We start from the raw sequence: 10629 nt of genomic DNA, 5'->3' as shown, positions 1-10629 counted from the left end.
TACTCCTAAAGCTTCGCCATTCTCCTTGCCAGCAGATAACACAGATATGTGAGCGGCGGGGCAAAAATCACATCAATGGTATAATGAACATGTTGAACCATTACCAGAATGCCCATCAGAATGGTGGTGGTTAATGCGAGGTACTTATCAGTCTTTTTCTGAAGAACGAGAAAGAATAGGAACTGATTAGCGGTATGACCTGAGTAGAAAAGATCTTTTGTAACATAAGTCTCTCCATAGAACAGGTCAGTTATCGGGTCCCAGATATCAATCAGGCCATGTGGCGGATTGAGCGGGACCATGGATATAGAGATAAACCTCGATATATTCACAATGATGACACCGTAGAGAAGGCCTAAGAGCAACGAAGGATTTTGCACCACCCGTGTAAGGGCAAATAGCGCCATTCCCCAGGTGATCACAAAAATCGGGATAGAGACGTCTATTGCAGGAATTATATTTAATAAAATATCGTTATAAAAGTATCCCTCCCTCCTTTCAATGTATTGATAGAACATGGGGAATACAGGCGTAAGGCATAAAAGCACAGCCACAGCCATTAACAGCTTTTGTTTAAATAAGGGGGACTGCCATGTCAGCACCCACCTGCCGGCAAGTGATAAGCTTGCCAGCCTAGTCTTTTTATTACTCATCAAACTTAAACTTCACATAAAGAATGGGTTAATTTTATGTAAAGCCCCGCAAATATAATGAGTATTTTGAAATTGTCAGCAAAAGCGCCCGACCGGAAAATCCGTTCCGGTTCTGATATCTAATTCATCATGATAACCGTCCAGCCAGCCCACATGGTTGCTCTCTGCAAAGGCGTTAGAATTTTGCAGCAACATGGCTTCAAAGCTTACTCAGGTGCCTGGTCCCGTGTCTCGATTAAATACTTCCAGTATCTCCGGGGCATATGGCGGAGCTGCAACCGGGTATTCTTTCTCGATTCAATATCTGTGCTGACAAAATATTCTTTCCAGAGTTTCTGATACTGCATTTCCGGCTCAGCAAATATTTGTCCGCTATGTTCCGCGGGAACCCGGGATGGCGGCTCAAACTGGACCTCCGTTACTTCTTCCAGGTTATAGTAAATCCCATATTTTCTTTTTTTATCGTAAATGAGCCATTGCTGATCAGTAAAACGTTGCTTAAAGTGGCCGGATATCAAAGGAAGCACATTAAAATCAGGTTCCACTTCAGAGTAGAAGATATTGTCTCTGGTAAGAGCGAACCTGACAAAGCCTTTCATCCGGTGACTTTCCCGGAAAACCATCCTGGCCGTTTGGGATACTTTCAGAACAGTATCATTTCCGAAAGCGCATTCAGCATTTTTCAAAGAAAAAACAAGTTTGGTATAGGCGAGCAGCCACTCCTCCATTTGCGGCAGTTCGGACAGGTAGCACGCATAAAACCCGAGAAATCCTGCCGGAGATAAATTACATCGCAGTCCTTTTAACACCCTGCCTGCTTTTCTGTCGTCAGCCTGCACTGTGATACAATCATTAAAGAAGCCGGGGCAGTATAATTGCTTCCTGACAACAGAAACAGCCTGAAGCTTTCTCTCATATGTTTCGAAAATGCAGGTGAGCAGTCCCCCCCACGATCCGTCGTAGACTAAAGACATCATCAGAAGAGAGAGAGTTGAGAAGGATTATCTTTCAAATACTTGCTTTGAGAACCTGAAAGTATAAACTGCTTTATCTGCATCGCTGAAAGGTTACGGCGCTCGAACTCCCGGCTCCGGCAAATTACAAAATACCGGGCACGGTTGACCGCCACTCCAAGCTTCTTCAGATGTTCCCAGTCCAGCTTTTGAAAACGCCTGGCTGCGATGATTTTTTTGGCTGAAATGAGACCGATACCCGGTACTCTCAAGATATGGTGAAGATCAGCCCGGTTAATGTCTACCGGAAATTTAGCGGGATTTCTTAATGCCCAGCTTAACTTGGGATCAATGTCGGCATCCAGGTTAGGCGCAGAAGGATTGAGCAACTCTCCCACCTTAAACCCATAAAAGCGGGTGAGCCAATCGGCCTGGTACAAACGGTTTTCTCTCAGCAGGGGAACTGCACTTCCAATGGCAGGAAGACGATTATCATTGCTTACAGGAATATACCCTGAATAATACACCCTTTTCAAATTAAACTCCCTGTATAGCCGGCTGGCCGACTGCATAATATCGCAGTCCGTTTCTCCGGAAGCTCCTATTATCATCTGAGTACTTTGTCCTGCGGGAACGAAGGAAGGTGTTCTGGCAAATATTTTCTTCTCTTCTGTATTTTGGATAATTCCCTCCTTAACATAGTTCATTGGCCGGATCATATCCTTCCGGTCCTTTTCCGGCGCTAAAAGTTTTAGCCCCCTGTCTGTAGGAATCTCAATGTTCACACTAAGCCGGTCTGCATAAAGCCCGGCTTCATACATGAGCTCGTCACTGGCGCCGGGAATAGACTTCAGGTGAATATATCCGTTAAACCGGTGCTCTGTTCTGAGTAATTTCGCAATCCTCACAAGACGCTCCATGGTATAGTCTGCATCCCTGAAAATACCTGAACTTAAAAACAACCCCTCTATGTAATTCCGACGGTAAAAATTTATGGTAAGATCCACCACCTCTTCCACCGTAAACGCCGCCCTTTCTATGTCGTTGCTCTTTCTGCTGACACAATAAGCGCAGTCATAAATACAGAAGTTAGTAAGCAGGATCTTTAAAAGCGACACGCATCGCCCGTTAGAGGTATAAGTATGGCATATCCCGTGACCTGTGTTGCCTAATCCTTTATTGTTATTCTTCCGGTTACTCCCGCTTGAAGCACAGGAGACATCGTACTTGGCTGCGTCGGCCAGAATTTTTAGCTTTTCCAGTATGCGTTCAGACATAGTGCTAAAAATACTAATATTTTTAGCACAAAAACAATTAGTATTAGCAAAAAGGTCTACATGTCGTTTTTGAAAAAAGAAGATCCGGAGGATTTACAGGCAACCGTAGAACGCGTGAAAGATTAACCTTCAGGAGCCTGCTGCAGGTCCCACCGATTCTGTTTCCAACTGTTTCTTACCCCAGTTGTGTAAATGCTCAATAAAGGGCATTAATTCCCATCCCGTGTCGCTTAAGGAATATTCCACCTTCGGAGGCACTTCATGGTACATCTTCCGGATGATCAGTTTATCGTCTTCCAGTTCCCTTAAAGTTTGAGTAAGCATTTTGGTAGTAATATCAGGGAGTGTCCTGCTCAACTCGCCATAACGTAATACTTTTTGCAGGCCGAGATGCCAGAGTATGCGTCCTTTATATTTTCCGCCAATACGCTTAAAGGCATATTCAACGCCGCACTTCTGGATACATTCCGGAATTTCTGACTTCTTTTTCATTTTTTACTCAATTATAAATAACTGATAATCAACATTAGATACTTATTGGTAGGTAACATACAAATAAGTACATACTTGCCAAAAGTAAACAAACGGTTTAGTTTTGTCGCTTAGTAAATAAAAAAATGGACTTAAAACCAAAAGATAAAACAGCAGCAATGAAGGCGGTCCGGCAGTACGAATTTGGTGGACCGGAGGTATTGCGTTATGAGGATGCTCCGATTCCAGAGCTGAAGCCAGGTGAGGTACGTGTTCGGGTTCACGCGGTCGGTCTCAATCCCCCTGATTGGTACCTGCGCGACGGCTACAAGACCCTGCCTCCCGAGTGGCAGCCAAAGGTGCCTTTCCCGGTAATCCTGGGGACAGACATTTCTGGCGTTGTTGAGGCGGTTGCCGATGATGTAAAGGATTTCGCGGCAGGCGATGAAGTGTATTCCATGGTTCGTTTTCCCAGTTATGGACAGAGCCAGGCCTACGCCGAATTTGTCACCGTGCCAGCGTCAGAGCTTGCCTTCAAGCCAACTGGCATCGATCACGTGCGTGCAGCAGCGGCACCGATGTCGCTGCTTACCGCCTGGCAGTTCCTGATCGAGGTAGGCCACAACGTTCAAAATCCCCTTCAGCCGAACAAACATGAACCGGTACCACTTGCGGAAAAAACGGTGCTGATCAACGGCGCTGCGGGCGGCGTGGGTCACTTTGCTGTACAACTGGCAAAATGGAAGGGCGCGTATGTTATCGCTGTAGCTTCAGGTAAGCATGAAGCGTTTCTGCGTAACCTTGGGGTTGATGAATTTATCGACTATACCCAAACACATCCTGAGAATGTTGTGCATGACATAGATCTTGTCGTCGATTGTGTTGGTGGCCCCACTACCGGCCGTTTTCTGCGTACACTTAAGCGGGGAGGTGCGTTGTTCCCCATATTTCCCTTAGGCTTCTCCGGCAGCGAGGAGGCTGAAAAGTTGGGCGTTACGGTCTCGGCTACGCAGGTACGCTCCAGCGGCGCTCAACTGGAGGAACTTGCCCGCCTGCTCAATGACGGCGCTATTCGCGTCGGCATTGACAGCACGTTTCCACTCGCCGATACCCGTAAGGCACATGAGCGGGCTGCAAAGGGGAACATACAGGGAAAGATCGTGCTCACTCTTGCCTGAGCGCTTACTCCGTACGTAAGCTCTTAACCGGATTACTAAGCGCTATTCGAATAGTTTGCGAGCTCAAAGTGAGCAATGCGGTAAACAGCATACCTCCGCCGCTTAATACGAAGATCCACCAGCTAATTGTGGTGCGGTCTGCAAAGCCTTGCATCCAGCTATTCATGGCCCACCATGCCAGAGGGACAACGATGACAAAGGACAGCAGGATCAGGGCGATCATTTCAAGGGAAAGGAGCGTGACAACTTGCACAACCGTAGCTCCGAGAACCTTACGGATGCCAACTTCTTTAGTGCGCAGGCTGGTTGTATAGATAGCCAGGCCCAGCAATCCAAGACAGCTGATCAGGATGGATAAACCGGACGTCCATGCCAGCAGGCGAGAGGTGCGTTGCTCGCTATCGTAAAACTTAGCAATATATTCATCATAAAAATGGTAATTGAAATCATCATCTGGATAGCTTTCCTTCCATGCTTTTCCGATGCTGCCCAGGGCAGTTTTCCATTCATCACCACCCGGCGTCTGTGGCTTAAGTGCGATATGGAATATGCCGCTATTCCATGCCTCATCAGATGTAATGACTGCCATTGGCTTAACCGGGCTGTGCAATGATTCTTGCCGAAAATCAGCGAATACGCCTACCACCTGCATTCGCTTGTCGCCATTAAAATTCTCTATATATTTCCCAACGGCATCAGAAGGATTTTTAAAGCCAATGAGCCTGGCATAGGTTTCGTTTATCACAAATGCACTCGACGAGTCCGACGGTCTGATGTCACGCCCGGCCTGCATTTTGATACCGTATAATTTGATATAATCAGGATCTGCAAATTTAAGGTATAGTTGCAGTTTAATATTCCGTTTACCATCGAAGAATTCGGCGTCAGTAGAGCTGGTTTGGTAAGATGAAGGTGGTTCACCGCCGCGGCTTACCAAGTTTATCTGTGGGATCTTACTGAGCTTGTCGGCGAATAACCGCTTCTTGCTTTCCGTGTTATTTTTCCACGGGGTAGTAACGAAAACAATAGCATCTTTCTTAAATCCAAGATCTTTATTAAGGGCATAGCGGGTCTGCTTCACTACTACGACAGTCGCGATGATAAAGAACTGGGCAATAACAAACTGACTTATGATCAGCGATTTACGCAATAATGTATTTCGGGTATTGCCTTTACTGGCTGCCTGATTTTTCAACGCCACGACAGGCTTATAGGCTGACAATACCATAGAGGGGTAAAACCCTGACAAAAGGCTTACCACTACAGTCAAGATAAGAAGGAAGATTACTATTCCGGAAGCTTGAATCAGATCAAGCCTGATCTCTGCAGATATAAAGTCAGAAAAAAGATTCAGCAAGATGGGAGATATACCAACGGAAATGATGACTGCGATTACAGTTATTATAAACGTTTCCGTCAGAAGCTGTACGATCAGCTGTGTTCGTGTGCTTCCTATTGTTTTGCGGATGCTGATCTCTTTAGCCCGCTGGGTCGATTGTGCCGTATTCAGGTTGATAAAGTTGATGCAGCCAAGGAATAGAAGGAACGCCCCAATAATCGATAAGCTGTAGAGCGTGTTTTTATTGGCAATATGGCCGCCCTGAAAGTTTCCGTATATCGGATTGAAATGAATGTCACTCAACGGTTGTAAGCCAAAAGCACGACTATTGCCTTTGTCTTCCGGCTGGGGAGGATTGTGTTTTTCTGCTAATGAAGTGATTGCCTTTTCAACCGTGTTCGGGTCCGTACCGGGTGAGAGCTTTACCAAGCATTGTGAAGAGGATGAGGTGCCGCCCCAGTTGGTAAGGTTCAAGCCGAGATTATCTGCTATCGCTTTTCTTTCAAGAGTGCTGCGGGAAATAAAATCGCCGAATTTAAAATCTGTATTCTGAGTAAAAGAGGCTACTACGCCGGTAACCTGCATGGTTAGCGAATCTTCGTAGGTAATCATCTTTCCGATAACTGCGGCCGGAGAGAGCCCAGGAAAATAGAGCCTCGCCTTCTCTGAGGTGAGAACTACCTTATTAGGTTCAGTCAATGCACTACTGGCCGAACCGGCAAGCCATTCATATTTAAAGACATCAAAATAATCGGCATCCGCCAGAACAATGTTTCCTTGTCGCTTAAACTCATTCCCCTTAACTTCAGCAGCGGCCGGCACCTTCACATTCATTTCATACAATGTAAAAAATGCGGCAGTTTTCTCAATGCCGGTTACCTCTTTACGGATGACATCTGGTAAGGGGGCAGTGACACCCATATTGTATACTTTTTCGCCCGAAAAATCAAAATTTGTAACAACCCGGTAGATCTTATCGCCCTCGGGGTAAAACCTGTCAAAGCTAAAATCATATTTAACGATTAGAAAAATGATCAGGGAAGCGCTGATACCAATCGATAGTCCGGCTATATTAATCAATGTGAACACCTTATGCCGTTTAAAGTGCCGCAGAGCTACTTTCAGATGGTTCGCGGTCATATCAGGGTTGTTTTTAATACGTACAATAAAAAATATGCCAATCCGCCAACAACCTTACCTACAACGAGTTACCAATAAAACAACACACTATTGTTCATAAATGGGCATTTGATGTGCGGAAATAGTGCAGTTTTATAAATTAATTGATTTTAAGCTATCTAATTATGTATCATACACTTTAGTGCTTATTTCTGCAAGCATAGTGGGACATAGCAATATCATTTTCGCCCAACCGGCTGACATTCTTCTATCCAGTTTTTTCCCTCCCAATAAAACTGTTCTTTCCCAATAAAAATCCAATAGCCTTTTCAACGTTGTTAGCCACACTTGCTTCAGATTTCAAAAATGAAATGTAGCGGATTATCTCTTTTCGCACTGAGGGAGAAAGGCTTTCAAATACTTCTTTTGCCTCTTTGTTCTGGTTTAAGGCTTCTGTAAGTCTGGGATGGGGAGCTATAGTTCTGTCCTTCGGGTCATATTGAATAGTTACTTCGATGATCTCACCGATTCTTTTAGGAGAGTTCGGCAGCATTGTCGTGTTAATGTATAGTCTCCATTCTCCACTATATCTTACCAGGGTTTGGATGTACTCCTTTCCATTCACTGTTCCGGATACAGGAATTTGACCTTTGTTCTTTTTCGCCTCAGAGAAAACCTGTGCTAATATTTCTTCCGGCACATATACAAAAGGATTGATCCCTATGATTTCCAGTTTTGCTTTAAATGCTTGCATCTTTTTGCTGTTCAATTGTAATCCTCTGATGTTATGGGCTTCCGACTAAAAGTCATATGCTTTATCTCGAAACAATAACCTCCGACCGGCAAAGGTATTGGATTGAGCTTCCGCTCCAGTCAGTGCCATAGCTTTCCGCATAAGGCGGACCCATACTTCGCAAGCTATTCCTTTGTCATTTGCAGAAGCTTCTCTTTTAATTTTTCATGATCAGTCCAGTGAAAATTACTATCAACCACTATTCCTTTTTTGTTGGCTATGGCATAATGGGGTATACCATTTATCCGGAATCTTTCTGAAAGTACATTGTACTCGTCCGAGGTCACTCTGTAGTGCTCCCCTTTTATGCCGGGGCTCATTACACTATAAGTCTTTTCAGGAGAGGTGTTATTCGTTATATACAAGAATACAATGTTCTCATCTTTTAGCTCTGCTTTTAAGGGAGCCATTTCCTGGATTCCTTCCAGGCATGGGGAGCACCAGGTAGCCCAAAAATCAATAAATACCACTTTGCCTTTGTATTTATTCATGATCTTATCAAAAACACTGTCAGCAACGGTCCCCGGTGTTTCGTTATTAGTATAGCCTGTCTGAGCTTTACTGGCCTCAATAGCTTGCTTAACCTTATTGTTTAATTGGAGTACCTCTGTGAATAAATAGGGATGTTTTAAACGTGCCTTTAAGCGGGCTAAGGCTTTATCCGACAAAGGCATCTTGTTGTTGTTGATGTTCTGACAGACATCCTGTAAATCCATTAATTCAAGTTCTAATGTAATATCAGTATTTAGAAGACTCTTTAATACTACGGGGCGTGCTTTTTCCATTGTGCCCGGTACAGTAGCATTGTAAAGCATTGATTTTTCTAATGCCTCAATTGATTCCCTTATTTTACGGTCAGTAGTGTCTCCCCGCTGTTTAAGATCATTTATTTCTTTTGTATAATCAATACGTCCGGCTTTATCATAAATCAAATCTAAAAACATTAGCCTGTTTATAAACATTTTATAGTTAAATGCAGCCATTGCAGACGGATCATTGTATTTGAGACTTCTTAAAAAACTATAGTAAGCGGAGTCAAGCTTCACCTTTTTTAACACCGGGGTTCTGCTGGTGAAAGCAATGTTGTTCTTTTTACGATAAGCAACCTCCCTGGTATCATTGTAGTAAATCAGCGTACCCGCAATCTCATATTTTATGTTATCCGTCGCAAGACGGCAGGCTGTCGCATTTAATCCCTTATTTTTCCTCATGCTGTCTATTGCAGTCAGTTTCTGAGATTGCAGCTGTAAAAAATAGGCTTTATATTGTTCTGGTGTAGATTGATAAATATCCGAGTAAATAGCATCCCAATCATAGGAAAAAATGGGTCTAACCTTATTAAGGTCGTTATTTGTCGTGGCAACATAACCTTTAAAAACACTTGTAACCTTTGCTGTGTTCGTTATATCAAAATCCTGAACCACCTTTTTGCCTGACTCAAAATATACAATACCATTAAAAAAGGGAAAGCTAACCCAGCATTCCTTATTCATCCTCAGAGGGAAATCGACTGTAAATGTTCCTTCGGGAGCTACATCAATTAAATACATATCGTCTACTCCCGTTACCACGTTGGTGACATATATTTTACCGGTTTTAAATCCTGCATTACTGGTATAGCCTTTAATGGTACCTGTATAAGTGGTGGTTTTGGTTTGTGCCATTGCGGTCGATAGCATCAGCGAAAGAAGGAATAGTAGCTTTTTCATTTCCGGAATTCAGGTTATTGAGCGATTCGTTGTTTTGGTGTCTCTAAAGATAATGAAAATCCTGGTCTATAAATCAAGTCCAGGCGAAAAGCGCGTTTCAATCTCGGTTTTGCAGGATCTTAAACACACCGCCTTTAACATCTAATGACCAGGGCCTGGGCTTAGGCAGTGAAAGCTTTCCGTCACCGATTTCCAGGGGCATCCACAAGTAACGGGAGTCCCATTGTGCTGAGGGCCGCCACTGATCAGCCATAAAAATAATGGTTGTTGATTTAGTGCCTGTTACTTTAATCATCATTGTCGACTGCGACTGATAAGTATTGGTCTCAGGAGGCGCAATGTTCTTGAATTCAGTCCAGGGACCTTCCAATGAGCGGGACGTTGCATATTTGTTAGGATTGGGGTTCCACCCGGTTAAGGCCGAGCCGATAGCATAATAAAGACCTTTGTAATGAACAACGGCTCCGCCTTCTAATGGGGCATTAATCAGGCTCATTTCCTTTTCAACACTCATGAAGTCGGATGACAACTTAACGATGTGAAAGCCAAGTTCCCTGTCTTCGAAGATCAGGTAAGCAGATCCATCGTCGTCAATAAACTGTCCGATATCCCGGCTGGGCCTCCCAAGCGGGCGAAAGCTTTTTACGAATTTAAAATTTCCGTCAGCGCGATCGCTGACAGCAATGCCTACACGAGCATACGAATAGTCTTTATTGTCCAGATGAAAATACATAACGTACTTTTTCGATGTGGCATTGAAGTATACTTTAGGCCTTTCCAGTACCCACCCCGGACCGAGATTCTCCGGGTCTGACATCTGCACTACATCGCTCAGGAACTTCCAGTTGACTAAGTCCTTTGATGAATAGCAACTCACATAACGCAGATTAGGATCAAGCCCCTGTCGGCGTTGCTCGCCATACCAGTAATAGGTGTTTTTGATTTTTATAATGCCCCCACCGTGAGCCTGTATGTGGTTTCCGTTTTGATCGGGCCAGATCGCGCCCGGCTCAATCGTTTTCCTTTGCGCCAGGATCTCCTTGTTAGCAAAAAAGAGAATGAGAACGGATAACAAGCCTCCGATCCAGCTTTTTTTGAGTGGGTGTTTACAAAAGTTCATGTTCATTTTTACAATTT

9 protein-coding genes are annotated in these 10629 nt (G+C 44.2%); 1 reads left to right on the top strand and 8 read right to left on the bottom strand.

Annotation, left to right across the window (positions count from 1 at the left end):
- Positions 1-5 precede the first annotated feature (5 nt).
- From DDR33_RS09700 to DDR33_RS09685, 4 genes are all read right to left on the bottom strand, one after another.
- A complete protein-coding gene (locus DDR33_RS09700) occupies positions 6-653 on the bottom strand; it encodes a phosphatase PAP2-related protein (RefSeq protein WP_109415583.1) in 648 nt (215 codons plus the stop codon).
- A gap of 206 nt (positions 654-859) precedes the next feature.
- Positions 860-1630: a TIGR03915 family putative DNA repair protein gene (locus tag DDR33_RS09695; RefSeq protein ID WP_109415582.1), complete on the bottom strand. Its 771-nt coding sequence runs from the start codon at positions 1628-1630 to the stop codon at positions 860-862.
- Positions 1630-2883, bottom strand: coding sequence for a putative DNA modification/repair radical SAM protein (locus DDR33_RS09690; protein ID WP_109415581.1), 1254 nt, complete (start codon positions 2881-2883; stop codon positions 1630-1632). The genes DDR33_RS09695 and DDR33_RS09690 overlap by 1 nt, the downstream gene beginning before the upstream one ends.
- Before the next feature lie 129 nt (positions 2884-3012).
- Positions 3013-3375 (bottom strand): winged helix-turn-helix transcriptional regulator, encoded by a 363-nt coding sequence (locus DDR33_RS09685; RefSeq protein ID WP_109415580.1) that lies wholly within the window; start codon positions 3373-3375, stop codon positions 3013-3015.
- Between the two features lie 125 nt (positions 3376-3500).
- Here DDR33_RS09685 and DDR33_RS09680 point away from each other — a divergent pair, with 125 nt between their 5' ends.
- Complete coding sequence (locus tag DDR33_RS09680) at positions 3501-4532, top strand: NADP-dependent oxidoreductase (RefSeq protein WP_202913703.1); 1032 nt, start codon at positions 3501-3503, stop codon at positions 4530-4532.
- A 4-nt stretch (positions 4533-4536) separates the two neighbouring features.
- Here DDR33_RS09680 and DDR33_RS09675 read toward each other — a convergent pair whose 3' ends face one another.
- The 4 genes from DDR33_RS09675 to DDR33_RS09660 all read right to left on the bottom strand — a co-directional run bounded on the left by DDR33_RS09675 (position 4537) and on the right by DDR33_RS09660 (position 10618).
- Positions 4537-7011: an ABC transporter permease gene (locus DDR33_RS09675; RefSeq protein WP_109415579.1), complete on the bottom strand. Its 2475-nt coding sequence runs from the start codon at positions 7009-7011 to the stop codon at positions 4537-4539.
- A gap of 247 nt (positions 7012-7258) precedes the next feature.
- Positions 7259-7744, bottom strand: coding sequence for a YdeI/OmpD-associated family protein (locus DDR33_RS09670; protein WP_109415766.1), 486 nt, complete (start codon positions 7742-7744; stop codon positions 7259-7261).
- 164 nt (positions 7745-7908) lie between these two features.
- Entirely contained in the window at positions 7909-9492 is a 1584-nt protein-coding gene (locus DDR33_RS09665) for a TlpA family protein disulfide reductase (RefSeq protein WP_109415578.1), read from the bottom strand.
- Positions 9493-9589: 97 nt separating this feature from the next.
- Positions 9590-10618, bottom strand: coding sequence for a family 43 glycosylhydrolase (locus tag DDR33_RS09660; protein WP_202913702.1), 1029 nt, complete (start codon positions 10616-10618; stop codon positions 9590-9592).
- Positions 10619-10629: the final 11 nt, after the last annotated feature.

It is taken from the genome of Pararcticibacter amylolyticus (assembly GCF_003130405.1).
Lineage (GTDB): Bacteria > Bacteroidota > Bacteroidia > Sphingobacteriales > Sphingobacteriaceae > Arcticibacter > Arcticibacter amylolyticus.
Note: the sequence above shows the minus strand (reverse complement) of the source record. Positions and strands in the feature narration are given on the sequence as shown.

Bases quoted from the DNA above. Each gene is read 5' to 3' on its own strand.
- DDR33_RS09675 (WP_109415579.1), bottom strand. From the start codon at position 7,011: ATGACCGCGAACCATCTGAAAGTAGCTCTGCGGCACTTTAAACGGCAT.
- DDR33_RS09700 (WP_109415583.1), bottom strand. From the start codon at position 653: ATGAGTAATAAAAAGACTAGGCTGGCAAGCTTATCACTTGCCGGCAGG.
- DDR33_RS09665 (WP_109415578.1), bottom strand. From the start codon at position 9,492: ATGAAAAAGCTACTATTCCTTCTTTCGCTGATGCTATCGACCGCAATG.
- DDR33_RS09660 (WP_202913702.1), bottom strand. From the start codon at position 10,618: ATGAACATGAACTTTTGTAAACACCCACTCAAAAAAAGCTGGATCGGA.
- DDR33_RS09680 (WP_202913703.1), top strand. From the start codon at position 3,501: ATGGACTTAAAACCAAAAGATAAAACAGCAGCAATGAAGGCGGTCCGG.
- DDR33_RS09670 (WP_109415766.1), bottom strand. From the start codon at position 7,744: ATGCAAGCATTTAAAGCAAAACTGGAAATCATAGGGATCAATCCTTTT.
- DDR33_RS09695 (WP_109415582.1), bottom strand. From the start codon at position 1,630: ATGATGTCTTTAGTCTACGACGGATCGTGGGGGGGACTGCTCACCTGC.
- DDR33_RS09690 (WP_109415581.1), bottom strand. From the start codon at position 2,883: ATGTCTGAACGCATACTGGAAAAGCTAAAAATTCTGGCCGACGCAGCC.
- DDR33_RS09685 (WP_109415580.1), bottom strand. From the start codon at position 3,375: ATGAAAAAGAAGTCAGAAATTCCGGAATGTATCCAGAAGTGCGGCGTT.